Below are 26,173 nucleotides of genomic sequence, written 5' to 3'. Positions count from 1 at the left end.
CAACGATGAAACAAATGCCACAAGACCTGCGCGCACAGACGCTGGATTTGGTCAATTCGAGCAAGCCGGCCAGCGACAGCAGCCAGGTCGCCTCCCTGATCAGCGCCTGGCTTGGATCCCTGGACGAAGAAGACCTGGCGGGCACCGCCCCGGGTAGCCTGGCCCCGGTATTGTGGGACGGTTTCACGCAAGCCTCCAAGCGCACCGGCTCCGGCGCGCAGATCGCCAAGCTGCGCTACGCGGATGGCCGCGGCGGCATGGCCACCGCGCTGCTGGTCCTGAACGATGACATGCCTTACCTGGTCGATTCGATCGTCATGGCGATGCGCAAACTGCGCGTGGGCGTCAGCGGCGTATTGAACTCGGTGCTGCCGGTTGCGCGCAATGCGGACGGCGTAGTGACCGCCGTCGGCCAGAGTGGCGACAAACTCGAATCGTATGTACTGTGCCTGCTGTCCGAAGATTTGCCGGAAGCGGAAATCGGCATGCTGGTCGAGCGCCTGGAGATGGTGTCGCGCGACGCCGCCGTGGTGCGCCGCGACAAAGCAGCGATGCAGGACCATTTCAGCCGCATCGGCGCCGAAGCCGCTGCGCATGGCGACGAAGGCAAGGAAGTCGCCGCCTTCCTGGAGTGGGCCAAGACCGAAGGCTTCGAGCCGTTCGGCTACGCCTACTACCAGGTCAAGCCGGGCGTGCGCGAGCTGGAACGCGACATCCCTAGCCGCATCGGCGTGCTGCAAGATACTTCGCATCCGGTCTACGGCACCTGCCTGGCCAATATCCCCGGCGATTTCGACACGCTGTCGAAACGCGCGCATACGCTGTCCATCGTCAAGGCCGACGTGGAAGGCACGCTGCACCGCGACCAGCAACTGGACTTCATCGGCATCCGCCACACCGACGCGCAAGGCGCGATCCTGGGCGAATACTGCTTCGTCGGCCTGTTCACCCGCGCCGCCACCGCGACGCCGCTGAACCGCCTGCCGTTCGCGCGTGGCCGTGTGGCCAAGGTGCTGAGCATCGCCGGCGTGCGCCAGGAAGGTTTCCGCGCCGAGAAATTCATCGAGATCCTGGAATCGCTGCCGCGCACCGAAGCGTTGGAAGCGGAACCTGAATGGCTGGCCGAAGTATGCGGCGCCGTCGTTTCGCTGTACAAGCAGCCGCGTACCAAGGTGTTCGCCCGCCGCGACGTGTATGCGCGTCACCTGAATGTGCTGGTCTATCTGCCGCGTGAGCGTTACAGCGCAAGCGTCGCTTCGTCGCTGGCCAAGGCGCTGCAAGCCAGTTCCGGCGCGCAGTATGTCAGCTCGCAGACGCTGGTGGCCGACGGCCCGCTGGCCCGCGTGTACCTGATCGCCCACGCCGCGCGCTATCCGCTGGACCTGGAAACCGATATCCAGCAACCGCTGTTGTCGGTGCTGGACGGCTGGCACAACCAGTTCTCCGCGCTGGCCGACGCCGTGCCGGACGTGCCACTGCGCGCCAGTCTGCGCAAGATGTGCGCCGCGCTGCCGATCGACTACGTCGCCACCACCGCGCCGGAAGCCGCTTTCCACGACCTGGGCACCATCCTGCGCAACACCGATCCATCGCGCGTGGACGTGCGCGTGGAAACCGTGGCCGATGCGACCACCATCCGTTTGTATTCCGTCGACCGCGTACCGTCGCTGTCGACCATCCTGCCTGCGCTGCATAACGCCGGCGTGGCGATCGACCGTGAACAGGCGCACTCGCTGCGCGTGGACGGCCAGCGTCACTTCGTCACCAGCCTGTCGGTGGATGCCGCCAGTGCCGCCAACCTGGCCCAGGCCGACATCGTGCCGGTCGCGCAGGAACTGTTCGCCGCCTTGTTCAACAACGAAGCCGAAGACGGCCGCCTGAATGGCCTGGTCATCGAAGGTGGCTTGAGCGTGCGCCAGGTACAACTGGTGCGCGCCTACATGAGCTACTGGCGCCAGACCGGCAGCCGCTTCTCGGTGCGCTACATCGCCGAGACGCTGCGCAAGCAGCCGGTGGTGGTCAAGCAGCTGGTGGACGCCTTCCTGCAACGCTTCAACCCTGCGCTGGACGCCGCCACCCGCGCCGCCGCACTCGATGCGCTGGCCGGCATCAAGGGCCGCCTGCCGGCGATCAACCACGCCGACAGCGAAGAAGTGCTGGGTGCGATGACCGACCTGATGGTCGCCACGCTGCGCACCAACTACTTCCAGAACAACCAGAAGGGCGACAAGATCATCTTCAAGTTCGACACCAGCAGCCTGTCGCTGGTGCCGGAACCGCGTCCGTTCCGCGAGATCTTCGTGTTCTCGCGCCGCTTCGAAGGCGTGCACCTGCGCGGCGGCCCGGTCGCCCGCGGCGGCCTGCGCTGGTCGGACCGCATGGAAGACTACCGCACCGAAGTCCTCGGCCTGGTAAAGGCACAGATGGTGAAGAACGCCGTCATCGTGCCGGCCGGCGCCAAGGGCGGCTTCGTCTGCAAGCAGATGCCGAAAGACGCCGTGCGTGAAACCATCGCGGCCGAAGGCGAAGCAGTGTATCGCCTGTTCATCGCCAGCCTGCTGGAAATGACCGACAACCGCGTGCTGGGCAAGATCGTGTCGCCAGCCGACACCATCTGCTACGACGAAAACGACCCGTACCTGGTGGTGGCAGCCGACAAGGGCACCGCGACCTTCTCCGACATCGCCAACGGCATCGCCGTGCAGCGCGGCTTCTGGCTGGGCGACGCGTTCGCGTCGGGCGGTTCGAACGGCTACGATCACAAGAAGATGGGCATCACCGCCAAGGGCGCGTTTGAAGCCGTCAAGCGCCACTTCTACGAAATGGACCACGACATCCACGCCACGCCAGTGACCATGGTCGGCGTGGGCGACATGTCGGGCGACGTGTTCGGCAACGGCGCGCTGCTGTCGCGCAAGCTGAAAATCGTGGCGGCCTTCGATCACCGTCATATCTTCCTCGATCCGAATCCGGACATGGAAAAATCCTTCGTCGAGCGCGAGCGCATGTTCGCGCTGCCGCGCTCCTCGTGGGACGACTACAACAAGGAACTGATTTCGGCCGGCGGTGGCGTGTACCCGCGCAGCGCCCGCAGCATCGAGCTGTCGCCGCAGATCCGCGCCGCGCTGGACATCGAGGAAACCTCGCTGCCGCCGGAAGAACTGATGCACCGCATCCTGCTGGCCCCTGTTGACCTGTTCTACAACGGCGGTATTGGCACCTACATCAAGGCGTCGACCGAATCGCACGCCCAGGTCAAGGACCGCGCCAACGACAATATCCGCGTCGACGGCAACCAGCTGCGCTGCAAGGTCGTCTCCGAAGGCGGCAACCTGGGCGCGACCCAGGCCGGCCGTATCGAGTTCGCGCTGGCGGGTGGCCGCATCTTCACCGATGCGATCGACAACTCGGCCGGCGTGGACTGCTCCGACCATGAAGTGAACGCGAAGATGTGGCTGGACGTGGAAATGAACGCCGGCCAGCTGAGCGAAGCAGACCGCAACCGCGTGCTGAACGAAATGACCGCCGACATCGAACGCCTCGTCCTGCGCGACAACACGCTGCAAACGCAGCTGCTGGTGCGCGAAGCACAGGCGCAGACCGACGCCGCCGTGCAAGACGGTTACGCCGCGCTGATCGCGTCGTTGGAAGAAGAGGGCGCGCTGTCGCGTGAGCTGGAGCAGCTGCCATCGGTGGCTGAACTGGCGCGCCGCAAGGCCGACGGCCGTTGCCTGACCACGCCGGAACTGGCGGTGGTGATCGCCAACGTCAAGAACCGCTACAAGCGCATCCTGTCGGCGCTGCCGCTGACGGACCTGAGCTGGGCCGAGTCGGTGTTGAAGCCGTACTTCCCGGATCTGCTGGTGGCAACCCGTCCTGCGCTGGCGCACCCGCTGGCCAACGCCATCCTGGCGACCGTGCTGGCCAATGAATCGGTCAACCGTTGCGGCCCGCTGATGCTGCGTCAACTGGCCGGCGAACATGGCGTGGACGAATCGGATGTGATCCTGGCGTGGGGCCAGGCATGGTCCGCGCTGAACCTGGCGCCGATCTTCACGACGCTCGATGCCGATGCGCTGAAGGTGCCGCGCGCCGTGTCGATCAAGGTCGATGCGCGCACACGCGTGCTGCAGAAGTCCGTCATCGAAGGCGTGCTGACGGTGCCTGCCGACCAGCTGCAGGCACAGGGAGGTGTCGCCGAGCTGACCAAGCTGTTCGCCAAACCTGAAACGCTGGCGCAGCTGACGCCGGCCGACGGCCAGTCGGATGCGGACATCACCTCCGGCCTGCGCGCCGAATTCGTACAGGCCTGGAAGGCTGTCGAGGCGATCGATGCGGTGGCGGCGTTTGTGTTCGCGGCGCTGTCGGTATCGCGTCCGGAAGGCATGGACCTGCCGGCGTTCCTGCAAGTTGGCCTGGCGTTGCGCGCGCAGGTCGGCATCGATACGCTGGAGCGCGGCCTGAAACTGCCGGCCACCAGCCGCTCGCAAGAGCAGCTGCGCAGCTACGCCCAGAACGCGCTGCGCCGCACGCAGCAACGCTTGCTGTCGCAGGTGCTGCAGCATGCGACCGGCGACCATACGGCGGCGGAAGCGGTGGAAGTCGTGGCCAACACGCTGGGCTTGTCCGGCTACGCGGCGGCGACCGATCTGGAACAGGCGATGCTGGACGTTTGGGCTTTGTCCGAAGCGACCAATACCGGTAACACGATGCTGGCGGTGTAAGTAGATGAGCGATTTGCCCAAGGTTTTGCCGGAAGCTGTACGCGCGCTCGCTGAAGCGGATTTCAGCGCCGTCGCGCAGCGGTTTTCGGCGGCCGGTTTTGCGGTGACGCAGCCGGCCGACGGTATCCTGACCATCAAGGCCGGGGGCGAACGTCCGAGCGTGCTGATTTCGGTCGGCGTGCATGGTGACGAGACGGGACCGATCGAAGTGGTGGCGTATCTGCTGGACGCCCTGTCGCAGCAGGCGTCCGCGCTGGCGGTCAACCTGATGCTTTGCGTTGGCAATATCGGCGCGATCAGGGCCGGCAAGCGTTTCATCGACGCCGACTTGAACCGCATGTTCCGCAAGGAGCGCGGTTCGCTGGAAGGCACGTCCGAAGCGGCGCGCGCCGATGTGATGATCGCCGCGACCACGGCCTTCTTCGACGGCGCGGGGCCGCTGCGCTGGCATCTGGATCTGCATACGGCGATACGGCCGTCGGTGTATCCAACCTTCGCCATCGTGCCGGAGCTGATCGCCGACCAGCCACGTCGCGAGTTGATCGAGTGGCTAGGCCTGGCCGGCATCGGCGCCGTCATCATGAACCCGGCTTCGGTCGGCACGTACAGCTACTACTCGGCCGAACATCACGCGGCGGCCGGCACCACGGTGGAGCTGGGGCGCATCGGCACCCTGGGGCAGAATGATCTGTCGCAGTTCGCCGATGCCTCGCTGGCGCTGGACGACCTGCTGCGCGGCGCGGCCAAGCGTGAGGCCAAGCAGCAGCCGCACGTGTTCAACACGGCGCGCCAGATCATCAAGTTGAGCGACCAGTTCCAGATGGCGTTCGGCAAAGAGACGCACAACTTCACGGCGCTCAAGCAGGGCGAGGAAATCGCCCGTGATGGCGACACCATCTACACCGTCCAGCATCCCGAAGAGCTGGTGGTATTCCCCAATCCCGACGTCCGCATCGGCCTGCGCGCCGGGCTGATGGTGGTGCGCGTTTCCTGATCTTTACGCCGCTTTACACTCTGCGGGGTTATGGTTACATGGATTGATTCGTTAATTAGGACAACAGTGTCCTAACCACGGAGTAATCATCATGACGACAGCTATCAGCGGCGTTTCAAGCGCCAGCACCCAAGCCACCTCCTTCGATCCTGCGAAGGGGGCGGCGCGTTTGGCGGCCAAGGTATTCACCGACCTGGACGCCGACAAGGACGGCAAGGTCAACAAAGACGAGTTCGTATCGGGCCTGGAAAAGAAGGGCGTGTCGGCCGATGACGCCACCAAGCAGTTCGATGCGATCGACACGCAGAAGAACGGTTCGATCACCCAATCCGATCTGGAAACCGCGATCAAGAGCGGCAGCTTCGCGCCGCCGCGCCCCAGCGGCGCTCAGGGCGGCAAGCCTGCTGAAGGCGCGCACGGTGGAGGCGGCGGTGGCGCGGGCGGCGTCAGCAGCTCCAGCAGCTCTACCAAGACCTACGAAGCGGCGGACACCAACCAGGACGGCACCGTCTCCGAGCAGGAGCAACTGGTGTATAGCGTTTCCCACCCCGACAAAACGACCGATGCCAGCAAGATCGGCAACAACGTCGACCAACTGGCCTGACGAGCAGTTCGTCAGCATCAGCCCGCCTCATCGCATGAGGCCGGTATGCGTTGGCTGATGAATTCTCTATCTACATTCCAAGGAGTTTAGTAACTGGCGTCTTCGAAGTAGTCTGAATCCACGCGTTTGACTTCATATGAAGTTGCGACGGCGCAGCCGACATTGAAGTCGATCATCAAATCTGACAGGCGTTTCCCGTCTATGAGGACGACCTTGGTGTCAATATGCGTTACATATTCAATCGCTTCTGATGTATAGAACGACGTGGTGATGAATACGCCTTTACGGGCTCGTTGTCCTTGCAAGGCACCAACGAATTTTTGGATTTCAGGGCGCCCGATGGACCCTTGCCAGCGCTTGGCTTGAATAAAGATCGTATCCAATCCGAGCCGATCTTCCTTGATGATCCCATCAATTCCTCCATCTCCAGTTTGGCCGATGCTGGCTGGGGGATTTGCCAGAACGGTTAATCCCCTGCCGGTAATTTTGAAGATTGCGCGTTTCGGAGATTCAATCAGGCCGGCTTTCCGCAAATACGTTCTGGCCCACCCAACTCTGTTTTTAAAAATACCTTGCTGGCCGCTTGGCAACAGCTCCGCTCGCTCTTGCGGGGTGAGAGCGAAGTGCGCCGCTAACGATTCCTCCGCACCTTGTAAAGAATGCTCTTATCCATCACCCAAAAATTTTAGGAATGGCAGCATGCAATTCTGATAGTTGGGAATAGGCATAGCAAATCCGCGAGAGAGGGAAAGCCCTATGTTAAGCGGGCAGTATGCGTTTGGTAAAGAATGCCTTTGACAGCTCACAAAGTGAGTGGAACGCACGCTTGATTTTTCTTCACGCAGGCATAGAGTAAAGCGAACTGCATTGAGGAGTAGATCATGACTACTGCATTCGTTTCCGCTGATGGGAATGTTACTGTTCCGCTACCTATACGGAAGGCACTTGGCCTGGAAAATGGCGGCCGAATTGATTTTCTGCCGTTCGGCGATGGACAGGTCGTAATGATTGCCATGAATTTGTCTCCATCTGTGCTAAAGGGAATTCTTCCGAAGCCGGATTTGGATTGCACTGTCGAGGAGATGGTCGAGATAGCGGCGAAACGCGCGGCATGGGCTTCCAAATGATCGGTCTGGATACCAACGTTCTGGTGCGATATCTTATGCAGGACGACCCCCGTCAGTCTGCTCAAGCCACGGCGCTGATTGATACGCTATCGATATCGAATAGAGGCTTTGTTAGCTTGGTCGTTATTTCAGAGTTGGTCTGGATTCTGAGCTATGTCTTTCAGCTTTCGCGGAACGACGTGAATGCGACGCTGGGTAAGCTGGCAAGAATGCCCGAATTTAGGCTGGAGAAGGTAGTGGTCTTTGTGCGCGCCCTACGTCTTTGCAATACCACGTCTGCAGATTTTACCGATTGCCTTATCCTCAGCGTGGCCAGGCGGGCCGGGTGTTCATATACTGCAACTTTTGATCGTAAGGCGGCCAAGCTTCCTGGCATGCAGCGCATCGACTGAGTCCACGCCGAGTCGATGCTTGCGCTACACTCGCAGTTCTCTATTTCATGTCGGGAGTTCGCGATGTCGCTATCGATGCATCAGGTTTCGGTGCCCGTGTTTGTGCGTGGCTTGAAGGTGTTGTCGGATTTGCTGGGGAAGGCCGAGGCCTATGTCGAGCAGCATGGCTCGGTGCCCGACGCGATGATTTCCGCGCGGCTGGCGGACGATATGCTGCCGCTGTCGGCGCAGGTGCAGCGCGCCAGCGATACGTCGAAATTGTCGGTGGAACGCTTGAGCGGCGTGGCCGCGCCCAAGTTTGAAGACAACGAAACCTCGTTCGCTCAATTACAACAGCGAATTACCGATACCATCACTTACTTGAACAGCGTCGCCGAAAGCGACTTCGCCGGCAGCGAGGCGCGCGCGATCAAACTTAATTTTGGTGCGTTCCAGCCGGAGTTCAAAGGGGACGACTATCTGCTGACGTTCGCATTGCCGAACTTTTTCTTCCACATCGCCACCGCCCACGACATCCTGCGCAACCAGGGCGTCCCGGTCGGCAAGCGCGATTACCTCGGGCCGTTCGCGTAGCTGCTTAGCCGCGCATCATCCAGGCCGCCAGCGTGCCCGCCAGACCCAGTAAAACAACGGCGGCGCCCGCGACGGCAGGATGGAAACGCCGGGATACGGTGGGGATCTTTTGAATTGGCATGATGGGCTCTCTCTTGGCTTGATGTAACACTTGAGCCTAGAGTAGCTTGACAACAATTTCCAATCTATACATCCCGCTGTATCAAAAGTAAGCAACTGTAACGGAGCCCTTACCCCGCCTGGGGTCTGAGTTGTTTTTCTAACACAAAATTACTGTAATGCGACAGGCCGGAAGGCCCTATAATCGCTTAGTTTTTTTGCCCGTACATATCTCCCACAAGGATTGCCTGTGAACCAAACGCTGGTCCAGAAACTGACCCGTACCAAGCCGGTCGATAACACAGTAGAAACTGCTCAAACCAATAGCAACGGCCTGCACCGCTCCATAGGCTTGTTTCCCCTGACAATGATAGGTGTCGGCGCCACGATCGGCACCGGTATCTTCTTCACGATGGTGGAGGCCGTGCCGAAAGCCGGGCCTTCCGTGATCCTGTCCTTCCTGTTCGCCGCCATCACCGCCGGCCTGACCGCGCTGTGCTACGCCGAGCTGTCGTTCCGCATTCCGGCGTCGGGCTCGTCGTATTCGTTTGCCTATGCCACGGTCGGCGAGTTCCTGGCCTTCATCATGGCGGCCTGCCTGTTGCTCGAATATGGATTGGCGGCCAGCGCGACGGCGATCGGCTGGTCCGATTACCTGAACAACTTCCTCAACAACGCCTTCGGCTGGCATATCCCCGAGGTGCTGCGCTCGCCGATGATCGTCTCCGGGCCCAAGGGCATGGAGCTCCATCTCGGCCACATCAACCTGCCGCCGGTGCTGCTGGTCGTCCTGTGCTGCCTGCTGCTGATACGCGGCACCAAGGAATCTGCCACCACCAACGCCATCATGGTGATGATCAAGCTGGCGATCCTGGTGTTCTTCGTGGTGATCGCGTTTGCCGGCTTTGATATAAACAATTTCCATCCATTCTTCAGCCCGGACAACGGCGTGCACATCACCGGCATGACCGGCGTGACGGCCGCGGCGGCGACCGTGTTCTTCTCCTTTATCGGACTGGACACCGTGGCCACCGCCGGCGAGGAAGTGCGCGACCCCAAGCGCAACGTGCCGATCGGCATCCTGTCGGCGCTGGGCATCGTGACCCTGTTCTACCTGCTGGTGGCCGTGGCGGCGATGGGTGCGCAGCCCGCCTACAAGTTCGCCGGGCAGGAAGCCGGCCTGGCCGTGATCCTGCAAAACGTGACGGGCAAGACCTGGCCGGCGCTGGTGCTGGCGGCGGGCGCCGTGATCTCGGTGTTCAGCGTGACGCTGGTGACGATCTACGGCCAGACCCGCATCCTGTACGCGATCTCGAAGGACGGCCTGATCTCCAAGTCGTTCCAGAAGGTCAATCCGCGCACGGCCTCGCCGGTGCATAACACGCTGATCGTCTGCATGGTGGTCGGCCTGGTGGCCGGTTTCGTCGATGCGACCTTCCTGTGGGATATGGTCAGCATGGGCACGCTGACGGCCTTTATCGTGGTGTCGCTGGCGGTGCCGGTGATGCGCAAGAAGGAAAACGGCAAGGGCACCAAGGGCTTCCGCGTACCGTTCGGCCCTTACGTGGTGCCGGGCCTGAGCATCGTCGCTTGCCTGTACCTGATGTTCGGCCTGTCGATGACGACCTACACCATCTTCATCATCTGGATGAGCGCGGCGGTGCTGACCTACTTCCTGTATGGCATGCGCAATTCGCGACTGAATCACGCCAAGTAACACGGCAAGACGTAAAAAAGCCCCGGCCGCTTGCGCGTTACCGGGGCTTTTTTACGTCCGTTGCTTACGCTTCTTCTTTGCCTGGCTTGGCGCCCAGGTAGAGACGCAGTACGAGGCCGGACAGGGCGATGGCGGCGGGCAGGTTTTCGATGATGGTCAGCATGGTGATCTCCAGGAAGTTAAATTCGGTTCAATTAGCCGCGCGACGCCATGTAGCGCAGTTCGGCAGACAGATTAGGGGAATGACGTTCGCAGTCGTTGGCCAGGCGGTTCATCCAGGACGCGGAGGCTTCCATCTGGCGTTGCGAAACAACTTCCTCTGCCACGACGGCTGGACGTGGCTTGACGGCGAACAGTGCGGCAATCAGCTGGCGCGCAGCGGCGGCAACATTGCTGGCATAGCGAGTCGTGGTCAGGTCCATGTAAATCAGGTTGTTCGTTGCGCTCATCAGAAGCTCCTTAAATGTTCGTTTGTTGCAGTGCAGTATGCGCGTCTTTCAGTAATAAATAAAATTTTGATTTATGATACTTGCCATAAGCAAACCATATAACTGTCGATTTCCCCTATGACGGAAGCGTTCTGGGTAGTAACTTTTTTCGCTTTGGATTTTTTACGCGGCGACCGCCATCGGGTATGATTACTGTCCAACTGGCAATAATTTGACGGAGCTCCGATGTCACTGCGCACCAAATTCATGCTTGCTTTGTTACTGACCGGGCTGGCGGCAGTGGCGATGGTGGGCGGCCTGGCCTATGTGGGCATGAGCAAGAAGGTTGACGTTATTCGCCGCCAGCACGCCGCCGACAGTTTTTACGAGGGCATGAGCGGCTACCTGCAGAAGTACGGCAGCTGGCAGGCCGCCACCAAGGCCGAACCCTTCGACGACTTCATGCGTGGCTATCACGAGGCGCAGGGCACGCGGCCACCGCCGCCGCCCGAGCAGGAGGGCGAGGAGCGTCCGGGGCCGCCGCAGGGCGAAGGGCCACCACAGGGTGAAGGAGCGCCGCGAGGCGAGGGGCCGCCGGGGCCGGGCGATCGTCGGCCGCCGCGCCGTGGCGGTGGCGAGCCGCCGTACCACTTCATCGTGGCGGATCAGGATTTCCACGTGCTGTTGGGGGCCGGCGTGTACCGGCCTAAGGAATTGCTGCCCGAATCGGCCCGCAAGGACGCGCGCGCCGTCAAGGTGGGCGAGCGGGTGGTGGCCTACATTTCGCCGGAGGGCATCTTCACGCCCAGCAAACAGGAACAGCAATACATGGACGCGATGCGCGAAGCGCTGCTGGCCGGCGTGACCGGCGCGGCGGCATTGGCGCTGGTGCTGGGCGTTTTGCTGAGCCGGGGCCTGAGCCGCAAGCTCAGTCACCTGACCGGCGCGGTGCGCGCCATGCACGGCGGCTCGCTGCTGCAACGGGTACCGGTGGAGGGCCGGGACGAAGTGGCCACGCTGGCCAGCGCCTTCAACGACATGAGCGAGCAATTGGCGCGCTCGCACGAGGAACTGAAGGAGACGCACCAGACCATCCTGGCGCAGGCCGAGCAGATGCGCGAACTGAGCGTGCGCGACGCCCTGACCAAGCTGCACAACCGCCGCCATTTCGACGAGCAGGCGACCACGCTGTTCAGCCACGCGGTGCGCCACAAGCGGCCATTGAGCGTGGTGATAGGGGATATTGATTTCTTCAAGCGGATCAACGACCAGTTCTCGCACGCCACCGGCGACGCGGTGCTGCGCCAGGTGGGCGAGATCCTGCGCAGCCATATGCGCTTGAGCGACCTGGTGGCGCGCTACGGCGGCGAGGAATTCGTGATCGCCTTCCCTGAGACCGAGCTGCCGCAGGCGGCGGCCTTGTGCGACAAGCTGCGCAACATGATCGAGGGCTTCCCGTGGCACGAGGTGCACCCGGATCTGAAGGTCACGATGAGCATGGGCGTGTACGCCGACCTGGCCGCCGGCACCGCCGAGGCGATGCTGCAAAAGGCCGATGCGCTGCTGTACCGCGCCAAGCAGACGGGCCGCAACCGCGTCTGCTTCTCCTAGCTAGCCGCGCCGGCCCAGCCAGCGTCCGCCGAACATGGTGCAGATCAGCGAGGCGACGATCAGCGCGATGCCGGCCCACTGCCAGCCGGTGATGACGTCGCCCAGCGCGATCATGCCAGCGCTGATGCCGACCACCGGCACGCCAAGGCTGAACGGCGCCACGCGGTTGACCGGGTGGCGTTTCAACAGGCGCGTCCACATGGCGTAGCCGAGGATGGTCGCCATCCAGCCCAGGTAGGCGGTCGAGATCCAGGTGGACAGCGGCGCGCTGGTCCAGCTCCAGCGCGTGGCTGGATCGTCGAAGGCCAGCGACAGGCCGATGAACGGCAGGATCGGCACCAGGCTGCACCAGACCATGAAACCCACCACATCGAATTGCGGCGTGGCCTGCTGCGCGCGGCGCACGACGATGTTCGAGGCCGCCCACATCGCGGCGGCGGCCAGGCAGAGTACAAAGCCGCCGGCGGTGGTGGCGCCCGCGTGGCCGGGCTGCACGTAGTTCATGCCGAAGCAGACCAGGCCCACGGCGGCCAGCAGCAGGCCCGCCTGCAAGGCGCGGCTGGCGCGTTCGTGCAGCAGCGCGAAGCCGAAGAAGGCGGTGAAGAACACCTGCGTCTGCAGGATCACGGAAGCCAGCGAGGCCGACATGCCGACCTTCAGCGACAGGAACAGCAAGCCGAATTGGCCGACGCCCTGGCACAGGCCATAAGCGACGATCCATTTCACCGGCAGCTTGGGCGGGCGCACGAACAGGATCAGCGGCAGCACGGCGAAGATGTAGCGGGCGGCGCCCATCTGGAACGGCGTCAGGTCGCGCAGGCCGACCTTCATCGCGACAAAGTTGGTGCCCCAGATCAGGACGACGAACAGGGCGGAGATCAGGTCACGGGTGCTGAAGGATGCTGGGGCGGTGGCGTCGGTCATGTTGCCATCTTAGCAGGCCTGCGCCGGCGGCGCAGAGGCAGGACCAAGGCCGGAGCCAGGTCAGGCGACGTCGCGGACGATGGCCTCGCTGTGGACGATGATCTTGACGGCGTCCGCTTGCAGCAGGCGGATGCGACGCTGCACCAGCGGCCAGCCGGACCACGGCACGCTGGCGCCGTCCGTAGCGATGGCGGCGGTCGCCGGCGCGGTCGCCGGCTGCGCCGCGGCGCCGGACTGCGGCGACAGCGCCTGCGCCAGCGTGCGCACGACCTGCTCGTGGCTCTCGCGCAGCATGGCGTTGACGGGCGCGGTCGGCAGCTCCTTCACGTGGCGGCGCAGGATGGCGCGCAGCGCGGCCACGTGCGCCACCAGCAGGTAGTTCTGCACGATGAACAGGTTGATGTCCTCCACCGCGCGCTGCTTGCGGGCCGGCTCGTCGAGCATGCGCACCAGCGCGGAGCTGAGCGCGGCCAGGCTGTCCATCAGGCGCTTGCGCTCGATGCGGTAGGCGAAATCGTCCTTGCCCTTGCCTTGCAGCAGATCGAAGCTGGCCTGCATGTAGCGCAGGTTCACGTCCAGCACTTCGCGGATCAGGCGTGGCAGGGATTGATATTCCCAGCTGGCCAGCACGAAGCTGAACGCCGTCGCTACCGCCGCGCCGATGAAGGTGTCGATCAGGCGCTCGACGATCAGGTCGTGGTTGCCCGGCGCGATCAGGTGCATCTGCAGCAGGATCATGATGCTGACCGCGATCGCCGCGTAGCGGTAGCGCACGTAGATGAAGGTCGGCGTGGCCACCGTCGATAAAATCAGGAAGCCCAGGATCGCCGCCGGATAGTTCAGGTACTTGATGATCAGCGCCGTGATCACGCAGCCGATGATGGTGCCGACGATGCGGTCGCTGCGGCGCTGTTTGGTCATGCTGAAGCTGGGCTTGAGGATGATGACGATGGTCAGCACGATCCAGTAGCTGTGTGCCGCATACGGCAGCCACGAGGCCACCGCCAGGCCGACCGAGATCGCCATCGCCACCCGCAGCGAGAAGCGGAAGATCGGCGAATCGAAGCGCAGGTGCGACAGGATCATGCGCAGCTCGTACTTTTGCTGCGACAGGAAGGGACCCATGTCGGCGTCGACCCAGAACGGCGTGGTGTCGTAGGCCTTCTGGCTGGCCTGGTGCAGCTCACCGATCATCTTGATGATGGCGCGCACCTTGTTACGCTGCGCGCGCAGCACGGCCAGCGCTTCCTGCGCCGGCTTGCCGTCGTCCACGCGCCGCTGCAGGGCCGCCAGCTCCGCCTCGATGGCGGCCAGTTCCGGCTCGTAGCTGATCTCCGGGTAGGAAGCCTTCTTGCGGGTGACGTCGTAGGCCACCGATTCGATATCGCGCGCCGCCTTGTAGGCCAGGTCGTGCAGCGATTTGAGCACCGGCGAATCGGCCAGGTGCGCGCGCAGCTGGGCGTAGTCGGTGTGGGTCGACAGCACCAGCTCATACAGGTCCAGCATGCAGACGTGGGTCTGCACGACGATGGCGTCCTTGCTGTTCTGGTGGCTGCGCAGTATCAGGTCGCGCGAGGCTTGCTGGCGGTCGGCCAGCAGGCTTTGATGGCGTACCAGCTTGTTGAATTGTTCGGTGAGGTTGTAGCGGGTGTCGTAGAAGTCGGCCTTGATGTCGATGTAGGCGGCCAGCTCGAACAATGCCTCGGCCAGCACCTGCTGCTTGATGCGGTGGCGCAGTATCCATGAGATGCCCATCGCGTAGGCCAGGTAGGCCACCGCGCCCAGCGTGAACAGGCCGGTGTGGATGAAGGATTCGCGCACCGTCATCTCGTGTTCCATCGACATGGTCATGATGAACAGCGTGGCCAGTTGCAGCGGCATCGACTTCTTGCCGTAGACGACCATCATGCAGGCCAGGAAGCTGACCGCCACCAGCATGACCATCAGCAGCCAGTGCACCGGCGCGCATAGGCTGATCAACAGCGTGACGGCGCTGCACAGCAGCACCGAGGCGCTCATCTCGTTGAACTTGTGGCGCAGGGGGCTGGGCATGTCCATCAGCGCGGTGCAGAGCGCGCCGACGCACACCGTCATGGCGGTGGCCATGTCGGCCAATTGCAGCGTCATCAGGGTGACGCCGACCAGGCCCGCGGCGAAGCGCAGGCCCAGGTAAAAGTAATGGCTGTAGAAGAAGGTGCGCAGGTTGAGTGCGTAGTGCATGGCTATGGCCTTGTGGGCAGCTTGCATGCGCGCCGCGGGATCGCCGCTGCGCGCATGGGGTAACGCTTGTTGATACTTTGCGGGGACTTAGAGGACGGACAGCACCGGGTAACGGCGCCATTCCGGCTCTGCGTGGCGTTTGCCGTGTTCGAAGATGAAGCCCAGTACCTTGTCCTGGCTGGTCAGCAGCGCCGGATTAGCGACCTTCCACTGCTCGAATTTCGCTTTCAGTTCGGGTTCGGTTTCCAGCATTTCCAGCGCCAGGTCTTCGAACACGTAGTCGGAGTAGGCTTCTTTTTTCTCCAGCACGCTGTTGAAGAAACCCCAGCGGAAGAAGGAGTCGTGGCCTTGCGGTTCCAGCGTCTCGACGGCGTAGCGGGCGTTGGCCTGCTTGAGCGGAATGAAGTAGTCGCCCGGCTGCACGGTGAAGCTGCCGGTGCGCGCTTCGACGTCCACCTCGTCGTGGTACATATGGCCTTCGTAGGCGTGTGGGCGCGAGGTGACGGCGGCGATGTGGTAGTACTGCGCCTCGATGGTGGAGGCTTCGTCGAAGCGCGCCATTTCCACGCCATTCCATTGCAGGCGCTCGATGACTTCGCGCCAGGCTTGCGGGACCACATAGCCTTTCGGCGCGCGCACGGTGGCCGACGGCACGAAGCTGTTGTAGTAGGCGATGTCCTTTTCCCAAGGCTGGCTGCGGTCGTAGGACAGGCGCGTGTAGTCGCCCAGCAGGCTGGGGCTGCGCTTGGCCGCGTAGCCCTTGAAGCGGAAGGTCGACGGATTCGCTTCATCCATCTTCCAGCTGACGGTCCATTGCTTGGCGTTGGCGGCTTGCTCGCGCGCGTCGGCGCGCAGCTTCTGGATTTGCTCGCCGTGGGTGACGGTGAAGGCCATCGTCACGTCCAGCAGCGCGCGCATCGAATCGTAGCGGTCCTTGAAGGGCTTGAGCATGTGCGTCTCGGGCATGAAGCCGATCACGTGGTGCAGCGCTGCGTAGCCGGTCGAGAAGCGCGGCACTTCGAGGAATTCGGCGATGCCGTCGTCCGGCGTGTCCTGCACCGGATTGACGTAGGGGCAGGTCGGCCAGCCTTTCGCTTCCATCTGCGCGTAGATGTGCGGCAGCATGGTCTCGCGCAGGAAGGGGCCGAGGCCGTAGCCCAGCTTGTCCGCCTGGGTGTGGATCAAGGTCATCGTGTACGGATAGTCGGCGCCGTTGGAGGTGTGGGTGTCCACCATCACGTCCGGGTCCCAGCCGGTGACGAGCTGGTTGAACAGCTGCGCGTTGAGGGTGTCGCACTTGATGAAGTCGCGGTTCAGGTCCAGGTGGCGGCTGTTGCCGCGGAAGCCGAACTGCTCCGGGCCGTCCTGGTTGACGCGCGAGGTGTTGGCGCGGTTGAGCGCGCCGTCGACGTTGTACAGCGGGACGAACAGCAGCACGGTCTTGCCCAGCGCGGCGAGGCGGGCCGGATCGAAGCACAGGTCGCGCACGATGGCCATGCAGGCGTCCACGCCTTCGGGTTCGCCGGGGTGGATGCCGTTGTTGTTGAAGAAGACGGTGCGGCCTTCGGCCTTGATCTGGTTGCGGTCGAACACGCCGTCCGCGCTGACCACGCCCGCATGCACCGGGATGCCGCCGTCGGACGTGCCGATCTGCTCAAAACGCAGTACTTGCGGAAAGCGTTGCGCCAGCTCCTGGTAGAAGGCGATGCATTCGCTCCACAAGGTGGTCTGGTTTTGATTGCCTTTTTCGTAAGGCGTAGGCATTTCTGGGTGCATGGCAGTCTGGATCTCAGAGGGAGTTGAGGGGAAGGCGGGTCGCGCTGGATAAGCACAGCGACACGCTGCCGAGGGCGGAATTGTATCATTCGTGCCCGATTTTTGAGCGGCGCCGGACTAGCCGGGCGCAGGTTTTGCGTTGCTTCAAGAAAACTTTACGGCGTTGGTGCTTTACTGGAGAACACGGACAGGGCCGGGAGGGAGCGATGGGCAACAGGTACGGATTGCGCGCGGTGATCGTGATGGCGTTGCTGGCGCTGGGCTGCAGGGTGGGGCTGGCGCAGATCGGGCCGCGTTATGTGATCGAGCTGGAGGGCGCGGCGCAGGCGGCGCCAGGCGCGCCGGGACGTGTGCAGCTGGCCGGCAAGGGCCTGGCGCTGATCCACTTCCAGGGGCTGACCATCCTGACGGTGGGCGCCGATGCCGATGCCTACAGCGCCGAAGCGGCGCGGCAATGGCCGGTGGCCGACCTGCTGCTGGTGACGCCCGCCAGCAGCGGCCACTACGGCGGGGTGGCGCCGCTGGCGTCGCTGGCGTCGCTGGACAAGCTGCCGGTGATCGTGGCGGAGCCGGTCGCCGCCGGGTTGGCGTCGGCCAGGTCGGCGCTGCAGCGGCCGCCGTTCTATCCGATGCAGACCTGGGATACGCTGCACCTGCGCAAGGGCAAGACGCGGCTGCGCGTGACGGCGCTGCCCGGATCGCCGGGTACGGTGAACGTGGCGGGCTTCATGCTGGAGGTGGGCAACAGCTGGGCCTCGTACCGGCTGTACGTCAGTTGCGAGCCTTTGGGGGCGGATGCTGCGGGCACGCTGGCCCAGCGCCTGCCAGGCGCCGATCTGGCGCTGCTGCCGGACCCGGGCCGTCAAGCGCCGTTGCTGCTGGCGCTGCAACGCGCGGCGCGGCCGGCCGCTGTCGCCGCCAAGCCGGCGGCGTTGACCGAGGCCGGCCAAGCGTTCAAGGCGATCAAACGCTAATCACGGCTTGACGTTGGTGTCGACCCAGGCGGCGAAGGCGGTCATGAACTTTTGCAGGAACTCGCGGGTGCTGTCGTTGTTCAACTTGCCGTTGTCGTCGAGCAGCTTGGCGGCGCCGCCGATGTAGGCTTCCGGTTGCTGCAGCAGCGGCATGTCGAGGAACACCGTCGATTGGCGCAGGTGATGGTTGGCGCCGAAGCCGCCCGTCGCGCCCGGCGACACGCTGACGATGGCGGCCGGCTTGCCGCTCCAGATGCTGCTGCCGTAAGGGCGCGAACCGACGTCGATGGCGTTCTTCAGCGGCGCCGGCACCGAGCGGTTGTATTCCGGCGTGACGAACAGCACCGCTTGCGCCGCCTGCAGGCGCTGGCGGAACTGGGTCCAGGCCTGCGGCGCGGTGGCGCCGTTTTCCTCCAGGTCCTGGTTGTACAGCGCCAGTTCGCCGATCTCGACGATCTCCAGCTGCAACGACGGCGGCGCCAGCGCGATCAGCTCGTGGGCGAACTTGCGGTTGAGCGAATCCTTGCGCAGACTGCCGATCACTACGGCGACTTTTTTCGCGGCCATGACATCTCCTGAAGACGGTTATAGGGAATCTTAATGTAACCGATCCATGAAAAAAACCACGCCGCGTTGCCGGGGCGTGGTTTTCGGGGGGAAGGCCGGAACGCTTATTCCGCCTTCATTTCCTTGAGCAGGTTGTCGGCGTGGTCGACGTGTTTCATGTTCCACAGGATGTAGCGCAGGTCGACCTGGATGTCGCGGGTGTTGGCCCGGTTGAAGTCCCAGTCCGAGATGATGGAGTCGAGCGTGCCGTCGAAGGCCAGGCCGATCCACTCGCCCCTGGCGTTCAGCGCGGCCGAGCCGGAATTGCCGCCGGTGATGTCCAGCGTGGCCAGGTAGGCGACCGGCACCGATTTCAGTTTCGGATCGACGTACTTGCCGAAGTCCTTGGCCTTGATCGCGGCCAGCTGGGCTTTCGGTGCGTTGAATTCGCCGACGCCGGTGGCTTTGGCGGCCACGCCTTCGACGGTGGTGAAGGCCTTCCAGGTGGTGCCGTCGGCGCCGTGGTCGCGGCCGGCGATCTGGCCGAACGTTACGCGCAGGGTGCTGTTGGCGTCGGGGTAGACGGCCTGGCCTTTGCTGTGCATGAAGGCGATCTTGGCCTTCATGTAGTTGGCGTAGGCTTGCTGCAGCTTGCCGCCCAGCTCTTCCTCCTGCGCTTCTTCCTTCAGGTCCGGCTGGTACATGGCCACGGCCGCCTTGATGAAGGCGTCATTGCTGGCCTTGAACTCTTCCGGCGTCTTGCCGATCCAGCTGCTGCGCTCGGCGGCGTCGCCCAGCTTGCTGCCGGCGTACAGCGTGTCCAGCGCGGCTTGCAGGTCGGCCTTGCCCATGCCGTCCTTGATGCCGAGGATGGCGTCGAAGTCGGCGTTGCGCTGGGCTGCCGGCAGGGCGGCGTATTTCGCCAGGCTGTTGATGACCAGCGCCTTGTCGACTTTTTCATCGTAGTTGCGCACCAGCGCGGCCACCGACGATTTGATGCGTGGCACGTCGCGCACCTGGTAGCCGGCCTTGCGTTCGGCGTCGGGCTTGGTGTTCTCGTTGGCCAGGCGGTACAGCATGCGCGCGGTGTTGAGCAGGCGCGGCTTGGACGAGGACAGGAAGTAGTCGCGCTTGGTTTCGGCGTCGCGCTGGGCGATCAGCTTTTCCACCAGGTCGATGTCGCCGGCGTATTCGGCCTTGCGGGCCGGGGTGGCGTTGATCCAGGTCTTGAGCGCTTCGTGCTCGGCGGTTTTACGCTGGAGCATGTCGCTGCCGGCGTAGGAGTCCAGCATGCCCTGGCGGTTCTTGTAGTAGTTGTTGATGCTGGCGACCTGCGACGCGTATTTCAGCGTGGTGTCCTTGTTGTCCTTGGTGGCGTCGGCGATGATGGCCAGGTTTTCCGCCGAGGTCTTGACGAAGGCCGGGTAGCTCCAGTCGAAGGTGTAGGCCACTTCCGACAGCAGGCGGTGGCGGTTGGTGCGGCCCGGGTAGCCCAGCACCATGATGAAGTCGCCTTCCTTGACGCCTTCCTTGGCCAGCTTCAGATAGTGCTGCGGAAGGTAGGGGACGTTGTCCTTGCTGAAGTCGGCGGCCTTGCCGTCCTTGCTGACGTAGGCGCGGTAGAAGCCGTAGTCGCCGGTGTGGCGCGGCCACATCCAGTTGTCGGTGTCGCCGCCGAACTTGCCGACGCCGGCCGGCGGCGCGTGCACCAGGCGCACGTCGCGGATTTCCAGTTGCTTGATCAGGTAGTACTCCAGGCCGCCGTAATAGGACGACACGGTGCAGCGGTGGCCTTCGTCTTTTTCGCACTCGGCCTGGATGGCTTTCTGGTTCTTCTCGATGGCGTCGCCGCGCTTCTTGCCGCTCAGTTTGGCGACGTCGGCGGTGACGACTTGCTTGCTGACGTCGGTGACGGCCTTGGTCACGAAGATGCGGCTGCCTGGGGAGGCCGGCAGTTCTTCGCCGAAGTCATGGGCCAGGAAGCCATTGGCCAGCAGGTCGCGTTCCGGCGTGGAGTTGTGCGCCACGCTGCCGTAGACGCAGTGGTGGTTGGTGGCGACCAGGCCTTGCGGCGAGACGAAGGAGGCCGAGCAACCGCCCAGGCTGACGATGGCGCCCATCGGGAACTCGGTCAGTTTGGTCAGGTTGGCGGGGGCCAGTTTCAGGCCGGCGGCTTTCAGTTGCTTGGCTACTTGTGGCAGCTGTTGCGGCATCCACATGCCTTCATCGGCGTGGGCGGCGGTGCTCAGGATGGCGAGCGCGATCAGTGATTTATGCATGTTTGTCGTTGTTGAAGTGGTGGCAAAAGGAACAACGACGGGAGTATAGCGAAAAACCGGGGTCAGGTCTGACATTCGGACACGGGCTCTGCCGTAGCGGCTGCTACAGAAGAGTTCGTGTCCGAATGTCAGACTTGACCCCGGCGGTTTTGCAACTTGACTTGCTTAGTCGGCTTTGATGGCTTCGATCTGGATCGCCAGTTTGACTTCCGGCGCGAAGGCCGGGGTGCCGTAGTTCAGGCCGAAATCGGTGCGCTTGAACTCGGCCACGGCGTTGGCGCCGCACACTTCACGCTTGTAGCGCGGGTGCATGATGCAGTTGAACTTGTCCACCTTCAGCGCCACCGGCTTGGTCACGCCCAGCAAGGTCAGCTCGCCTTCGACGCCGACCAGCTTGTCGCCGTCGAACTTGAACGATTTGCTCTTGTAGGTGATGGTCGGGAATTTCTCGACGTTGAACATGTCGGCCGTCTTGGCGTGGCTGTTCATTTTCTCCATGCCGAAGTCGATCGAGTCGGACGCGATGGCGATGTCCAGCGCGCCGGTCTTGGCGGCGCGGTCCATCGTCACGGTGCCGCTGGTCTTGTCGAACTTGCCGCGCCAGACCGACAGGCCCATGTGGTCGGCCTCGAAGCTCGGGTAGGTGTGCGTCGGGTCGATGTTGTAGGTGGCGGCGATGGCGGACGTGGCCGAGGCGGCCAGCAGGGTGGCGATCAGGATTTGCAATGTCATCTAACGGTCTCCGGTGTGAGCTTATTGGGCTGCGACGTGGAACTTGATGGTCACTTCATCGGCGACCATGCCGGTGTCTTTCCATTCGCCTTCGCCGATGTTGTAGGCCAGGCGTTTGATCGGCAGCGCGCCTTCAAACACTTGCTTGCCGCCGTCGGCCTTGACCGTCAGCGGGAAGCTGATGTCGGCGGTCTTGCCCTTGATGGTCAGCTTGCCGGTGACGGTCAGCTTGCCGGCGCCGGCGCTCTTGATCGACGACGAGACGAAGGTCGCTTTCGGGAACTGGGCCGAGTTGAACCATTCCTTCTTCGCTACTTCCTTGTTCATGTCGGCGTCGCCGACGTCCAGGCTGGCGGTTTCGACTTCGACGGTGGCCTTGGAGGCGTCCGGCTTGGCCGCGTCGTAGTCGATGGCGACGGTGTATTTCTTGAACTTGGATTCGACCGGCACGTTCATCTGCTTGAACACGGCCGACACGGTCGACTTGGGGGGATCGGTCTTCAGGGCGGCGGCGCTGGCGGCCAGGGCAACACCCATCAGCGAGACGAGGGCGAGTTTTTTCATGGTTTTCATATTGGCTCCGGTGGATGAGGGGATTACGGCAGCATGCGTTTGAGCGTGGCGTCGCGGTCGACAAAGTGATGCTTGAGTGCGGCGAGGGCGTGGGCCACTACGGCGGCGGCCATCGTCATGGTCAGAACATAGTGTACGGTTTTTAAGATCGGCTTAAGTTCGGCGTTCGGCTCGATCAGGGCCGGCAGCTGGAACAGACCCAGGTACACCACCGGCACGCCGGCCGCGTAGGTGTACAGGTAGCCGGAAATCGGCACCGCGAAGATGAAGAAGTACAGCAGGTAGTGCATGCCGTCGGCCACCTTGTGCTGCCAGACCGGGATGCTGGCCAGCGGCGGTGGCGGGGTATTGGCCTTACGCCACAGCAGGCGGATGGCCGCCACGCCCAGCACCGTCACGCCCAGCCATTTGTGCCAGGAATAGTATTTGAGCTTGGTGGGCGTGATGCCGTGGATGTCCACCATGGTCAGGCCGAGGAAGAAGGCGGCGATGATCAGCAGGGCGGTCAGCCAGTGCAGCAGCATGGCCGTTTTGGTGTAGCGTTGCATAAGCGTGAGCTCCAGAAAATAGTACGTGTTAGGACTAATATACCAAAGAAATGCAAGGCTTGCTGGGCAGACGTAAAAAAGCCCCCGGGACCAAGAGTCGGCGGGGGCTAGTGTAAAACAGTTTGGCGGGTTTGCTTAGATGGCTTTCGCCAGATCCGTCGCGATGCCGATGTAGTTGGCCGGGGTCATGGCCAGCAGCAGGTCCTTGGCTTCCTGCGGAATCGCCAGGCCGGTGATGAAGTCGCGCAGCGCGTCTTTCGAGATGCCTTTGCCGCGGGTCAGCTCTTTCAGCTGTTCGTACGGATTCTCGATGCCGTAGCGGCGCATCACGGTCTGCACCGGCTCGGCCAGCACTTCCCAGTTGGCGTCCAGGTCGGCCGCCAGGCGGGCGTGGTTCACTTCCAGCTTGTTCAGACCGCGCAGGCAGCTGTCGTAGGCCAGCAGCGTGTAACCCAGGCCGACGCCGATGTTGCGCAGCACGGTCGAATCGGTCAGGTCGCGCTGCATGCGCGACACTGGCAACTTCTCCGAGAGGTGCTTCAGCACGGCGTTGGCCAGGCCCAGGTTGCCTTCCGAGTTTTCGAAGTCGATCGGGTTGACCTTGTGCGGCATGGTCGAGGAACCGATTTCGCCGGCCTTGGTCTTCTGTTTGAAGTAGCCCAGCGAGACATAGCTCCAGATGTCGCGGTTCAGGTCCAGCAGGATGGTGTTGACGCGGGCGAAGGCGTCGAACAGTTCGGCCATGTAGTCGTGCGGCTCGATCTGGATGGTGTACGGGTTGAACACCAGGCCCAGGCGTTTTTCAATCACGTCCTTGGAGAACGCCGCCCAGTCGAACGACGGGTAGGCCGACAGGTGGGCGTTGTAGTTGCCGACCGCGCCGTTCATCTTGCCCAGGATTTCGACCTGCTCGATGCGCTTGATGGCGCGCTGCAGGCGGGCGACGACGTTGGCCATCTCCTTGCCCAGCGTGGTCGGGCTGGCGGTCTGGCCGTGGGTGCGCGAGAGCATCGGCACGTCGGCGTTGACGATGGCGATTTCCTTCAGGCGGGCGATGAGCTTGGTCAGCGACGGCAGCATGACGCTGTCGCGGGCCGCCTTCAGCATCATGCCGTGCGAGGTGTTGTTGATGTCTTCCGAGGTGCAGGCGAAGTGGATGAACTCCGACGCGGCCACCAGTTCCGGCACATCCTTGACCTGCTCCTTGAGCCAGTACTCCACGGCCTTGACGTCGTGGTTGGTGACGGCTTCGATTTCCTTGATGCGGGCGGCGTCTTTCTCGCTGAAGTCGCTGGCGATCTTGTCCAGCAGGGCGGAGCCAGCGGCCGAGAACGGCTTGATTTCAGCGAAGCCGGCCAGCGACAACGCTTGCAGCCAGGAGATTTCCACTTTGACGCGGTGGTGCATGAAGCCCGATTCGGACAGGATGGGACGCAGCAGGTCGGTTTTACCGGCGTAGCGGCCGTCCAGCGGCGACAGCGCCGACAGCGTGGAGTAAGGAGTAGTGGTCATGATGGGAAGGAGGCAGGGTTAAAATGGCGCAAAGGTAGATTTTACCATTGGCCGGGCTTCACCCCTCCGATGTTATACTGGGGCCTGCTCTTTCACTCTAAGCCTCTATGAAACTCATCGGTTCCCTCGCCAGTCCTTATGTACGCAAAGTTCGTGTTGTCCTGGCGGAAAAGAAGCTTGATTACCAGTTTGAACTGGAAAATGTGTGGGCCCCGGATACCACCATCGACAAGCTGAACCCGCTGGGCAAGGTGCCGAGCCTGGTCATGGAAGACGGCAACGTCATGATCGATTCGCGCGTGATGGTCGAATACCTCGATACGCTGACCCCGGTCTGCAAGCTGCTGCCGCCGAACGGCCGCGACCGCGCCGACGTCAAGTGCTGGGAAGCGCTGGCCGACGGCATGCTGGACGCCGCCATCATCGTGCGCCTGGAGCGCACCCAGCGTCCGGTGGCGCTGCAAAGCGAGGACTGGATGGCGCGCCAGATGCGCAAGGTGCAGCTGGGCCTGGCCTCGCTGTCGGACAAGCTGGGCGAGTCGGCCTATTGCGCCGGCATCCATTACTCGCTGGCCGACGTGGCGGTGGGCTGCACGCTGGGCTGGCTGTCGTTCCGCTTCCCGGACATCACCTGGCGCGACGACTACCCCAACCTGGCGCGCCTGTACGACAAGCTGTCCGAGCGCCAGTCGTTCAAAGACACCGTGCCGCAATAAGCCATGCCCAAGACCACGCCGCAAGACGGCGACAGCTCCGCCCAGCAGCGGCGCCTGCAGATGGCCGACATCGCGCGGCTGGCCGGCGTGTCGACGTCGACGGTGTCGCGGGCGCTGGCCGGTAGCAAGCTGGTCAGCGAGGAGACGCGGGTGCGCATCATGGAGCTGGCCCGCTCGCTCAAGTACACCATCAACATCGGCGCGCAGAATCTGCGCATGAAGCAGAACCGCACCGTTGGCGTGGTGATCCCCTACGATTCGGCCACGCGCCAGCATTTGTCCGATCCCTTCTTCCTGTCGATGCTGGGCAGCCTGGCCGACGCGCTGACCGAGCTGGGTTTCGACATGCTGGTCTCGCGGGTGGACGCCGAGCAGCTGGACGCGGCCGCCGCGCCGTTCGACACCGGCCGCGTGATCGGCATCATCCTGATCGGCCAGTGGCGCCACCATGAGCAACTGAACCAGCTGGCCGCGCGCCATGTGCCGATCGTGGTGTGGGGCGCGCAGCTGCCGCAGCAGCTGTACTGCACCGTCGGCGGCGACAATGTGAGCGGCGGCGAGCTGGCCGGCGCGCACCTGATCGCGCAGGGTCGCAAACACATCGCCTTCTTCGGCGATATCAAGCTGCCCGAAGTGGGCCAGCGCTACGCAGGCCTGTGCCGCGCGCTGCAGCGGGCCGGCATGCAAGTCGATCCGGCCTTGCAGGTGTCGGTGTCCTTCCTGCCCGAAGGCGGCCGCGACGCGGTGCAGGAACTGCTGCGCCGCGGCGTGCCGTTCGACGCCGTGTTCGCCGGCAGCGACCTGATGGCCATGACCTCGATTAACACGCTGCGCCAGCACGGCTACGACGTGCCGGGGCAGGTCGCCGTGGTCGGCTACGACGATATCGAGCTGGCCGGCTACTTCCATCCGCCGCTGACCACCGTGCAGCAACCTATCCGCGAGGCCGGCCGGGCGCTGGTGTCCCAGCTGCTGGAGCTGGTCGACGGCCGCCCGGCGCCTTCGCTGCAAATTCCTACCCAACTGATCGTCCGCAACAGTTCTGTCTGATTTATGCAACCGATTGCATAAGCTTCACAGCAAGGCAGTTAAAAATATTTTTGC

Annotated in this window: 22 protein-coding genes and 1 pseudogene; 11 read left to right on the top strand and 12 right to left on the bottom strand. The window is 63.1% G+C overall.

Translation table 11 applies throughout. The features are described 5' to 3' along the window. Positions 1–5: 5 nt before the first annotated feature. The 3 genes from AC07OK_RS05470 to AC07OK_RS05460 all read left to right on the top strand — a co-directional run bounded on the left by AC07OK_RS05470 (position 6) and on the right by AC07OK_RS05460 (position 6,322). Complete coding sequence (locus AC07OK_RS05470; RefSeq protein WP_494689327.1) at positions 6–4,724, top strand: NAD-glutamate dehydrogenase domain-containing protein; 4,719 nt, start codon at positions 6–8, stop codon at positions 4,722–4,724. Positions 4,725–4,728: 4 nt separating this feature from the next. Beyond that, positions 4,729–5,718, top strand: coding sequence for a succinylglutamate desuccinylase (locus AC07OK_RS05465; RefSeq protein ID WP_494689326.1), 990 nt, complete (start codon positions 4,729–4,731; stop codon positions 5,716–5,718). 91 nt (positions 5,719–5,809) lie between these two features. Further along, positions 5,810–6,322: an EF-hand domain-containing protein gene (locus AC07OK_RS05460; RefSeq protein WP_494689325.1), complete on the top strand. Its 513-nt coding sequence runs from the start codon at positions 5,810–5,812 to the stop codon at positions 6,320–6,322. A gap of 86 nt (positions 6,323–6,408) precedes the next feature. On the opposite strand, the gene AC07OK_RS05455 is transcribed toward AC07OK_RS05460, so the two are convergent. After that, entirely contained in the window at positions 6,409–6,816 is a 408-nt protein-coding gene (locus tag AC07OK_RS05455) for a restriction endonuclease (protein ID WP_494689382.1), read from the bottom strand. After that, positions 6,790–6,972: pseudogene (locus tag AC07OK_RS05450) on the bottom strand (winged helix-turn-helix domain-containing protein); the annotation flags it as partial. The gene AC07OK_RS05455 and the pseudogene AC07OK_RS05450, both read right to left, overlap by 27 nt. A 231-nt stretch (positions 6,973–7,203) precedes the next feature. Here AC07OK_RS05450 and AC07OK_RS05445 point away from each other — a divergent pair. The 4 genes from AC07OK_RS05445 to AC07OK_RS05430 all read left to right on the top strand — a co-directional run bounded on the left by AC07OK_RS05445 (position 7,204) and on the right by AC07OK_RS05430 (position 10,230). Next, the gene (locus AC07OK_RS05445) at positions 7,204–7,449 is read left to right on the top strand and encodes an AbrB/MazE/SpoVT family DNA-binding domain-containing protein (RefSeq protein WP_494689324.1); all 246 of its coding nucleotides are present in this window, start codon (positions 7,204–7,206) and stop codon (positions 7,447–7,449) included. Beyond that, entirely contained in the window at positions 7,446–7,841 is a 396-nt protein-coding gene (locus AC07OK_RS05440) for a type II toxin-antitoxin system VapC family toxin (protein WP_494689323.1), read from the top strand. The genes AC07OK_RS05445 and AC07OK_RS05440 overlap by 4 nt, the downstream gene beginning before the upstream one ends. Positions 7,842–7,904: 63 nt before the next feature. Next, entirely contained in the window at positions 7,905–8,414 is a 510-nt protein-coding gene (locus AC07OK_RS05435; protein ID WP_494689322.1) for a DUF1993 domain-containing protein, read from the top strand. 349 nt (positions 8,415–8,763) lie between these two features. Next, positions 8,764–10,230: an APC family permease gene (locus AC07OK_RS05430; protein ID WP_494689321.1), complete on the top strand. Its 1,467-nt coding sequence runs from the start codon at positions 8,764–8,766 to the stop codon at positions 10,228–10,230. 194 nt (positions 10,231–10,424) lie between these two features. Here AC07OK_RS05430 and AC07OK_RS05425 read toward each other — a convergent pair whose 3' ends face one another. Continuing rightward, a complete protein-coding gene (locus AC07OK_RS05425; protein ID WP_494689320.1) occupies positions 10,425–10,679 on the bottom strand; it encodes a hypothetical protein in 255 nt (84 codons plus the stop codon). 225 nt (positions 10,680–10,904) lie between these two features. Here AC07OK_RS05425 and AC07OK_RS05420 point away from each other — a divergent pair, with 225 nt between their 5' ends. Continuing rightward, entirely contained in the window at positions 10,905–12,269 is a 1,365-nt protein-coding gene (locus tag AC07OK_RS05420) for a GGDEF domain-containing protein (protein WP_494689319.1), read from the top strand. On the opposite strand, the gene AC07OK_RS05415 is transcribed toward AC07OK_RS05420, so the two are convergent. The 3 genes from AC07OK_RS05415 to AC07OK_RS05405 all read right to left on the bottom strand — a co-directional run bounded on the left by AC07OK_RS05415 (position 12,270) and on the right by AC07OK_RS05405 (position 17,177). Further along, positions 12,270–13,193 carry an EamA family transporter gene (locus AC07OK_RS05415; protein ID WP_494689318.1) on the bottom strand — a complete coding sequence of 308 codons (924 nt, stop codon included), beginning with the start codon at positions 13,191–13,193 and terminating at the stop codon, positions 12,270–12,272. Between the two features lie 60 nt (positions 13,194–13,253). Further along, entirely contained in the window at positions 13,254–15,413 is a 2,160-nt protein-coding gene (locus tag AC07OK_RS05410; protein WP_494689317.1) for an FUSC family protein, read from the bottom strand. 87 nt (positions 15,414–15,500) lie between these two features. Further along, the gene (locus AC07OK_RS05405) at positions 15,501–17,177 is read right to left on the bottom strand and encodes a M14 family zinc carboxypeptidase (protein WP_494689316.1); all 1,677 of its coding nucleotides are present in this window, start codon (positions 17,175–17,177) and stop codon (positions 15,501–15,503) included. A gap of 218 nt (positions 17,178–17,395) precedes the next feature. Here AC07OK_RS05405 and AC07OK_RS05400 point away from each other — a divergent pair, with 218 nt between their 5' ends. Beyond that, complete coding sequence (locus AC07OK_RS05400) at positions 17,396–18,163, top strand: hypothetical protein (RefSeq protein ID WP_494689315.1); 768 nt, start codon at positions 17,396–17,398, stop codon at positions 18,161–18,163. Here AC07OK_RS05400 and AC07OK_RS05395 read toward each other — a convergent pair whose 3' ends face one another. The 6 genes from AC07OK_RS05395 to purB form a co-directional block, all read right to left on the bottom strand. Then, on the bottom strand, positions 18,164–18,730 hold the full coding sequence (locus AC07OK_RS05395; RefSeq protein ID WP_494689314.1) for an NADPH-dependent FMN reductase: 567 nt from the start codon (positions 18,728–18,730) through the stop codon (positions 18,164–18,166). 104 nt (positions 18,731–18,834) lie between these two features. Continuing rightward, entirely contained in the window at positions 18,835–20,988 is a 2,154-nt protein-coding gene (locus AC07OK_RS05390; RefSeq protein ID WP_494689313.1) for a S46 family peptidase, read from the bottom strand. A 165-nt stretch (positions 20,989–21,153) separates the two neighbouring features. Then, positions 21,154–21,720 carry a YceI family protein gene (locus AC07OK_RS05385; RefSeq protein WP_494689312.1) on the bottom strand — a complete coding sequence of 189 codons (567 nt, stop codon included), beginning with the start codon at positions 21,718–21,720 and terminating at the stop codon, positions 21,154–21,156. Positions 21,721–21,741: 21 nt separating this feature from the next. Next, the gene (locus AC07OK_RS05380) at positions 21,742–22,293 is read right to left on the bottom strand and encodes a YceI family protein (RefSeq protein ID WP_494689311.1); all 552 of its coding nucleotides are present in this window, start codon (positions 22,291–22,293) and stop codon (positions 21,742–21,744) included. A 23-nt stretch (positions 22,294–22,316) separates the two neighbouring features. Continuing rightward, positions 22,317–22,841: a cytochrome b gene (locus AC07OK_RS05375; RefSeq protein WP_494689310.1), complete on the bottom strand. Its 525-nt coding sequence runs from the start codon at positions 22,839–22,841 to the stop codon at positions 22,317–22,319. Positions 22,842–22,976: 135 nt separating this feature from the next. Then, the gene (gene purB / locus AC07OK_RS05370; RefSeq protein ID WP_494689309.1) at positions 22,977–24,353 is read right to left on the bottom strand and encodes an adenylosuccinate lyase; all 1,377 of its coding nucleotides are present in this window, start codon (positions 24,351–24,353) and stop codon (positions 22,977–22,979) included. A 107-nt stretch (positions 24,354–24,460) separates the two neighbouring features. Between purB and AC07OK_RS05365 the strand changes: the two genes are divergently transcribed. Together AC07OK_RS05365 and AC07OK_RS05360 are read left to right on the top strand one after the other, a co-directional pair. Next, the gene (locus AC07OK_RS05365; protein WP_494689308.1) at positions 24,461–25,069 is read left to right on the top strand and encodes a glutathione S-transferase N-terminal domain-containing protein; all 609 of its coding nucleotides are present in this window, start codon (positions 24,461–24,463) and stop codon (positions 25,067–25,069) included. 3 nt (positions 25,070–25,072) lie between these two features. Continuing rightward, a complete protein-coding gene (locus AC07OK_RS05360; protein WP_494689307.1) occupies positions 25,073–26,119 on the top strand; it encodes a LacI family DNA-binding transcriptional regulator in 1,047 nt (348 codons plus the stop codon). Positions 26,120–26,173: the final 54 nt, after the last annotated feature.

Source organism: Duganella sp. GW821-FHT07G03 (assembly GCF_059418605.1).
Note: the sequence above shows the minus strand (reverse complement) of the source record. Positions and strands in the feature narration are given on the sequence as shown.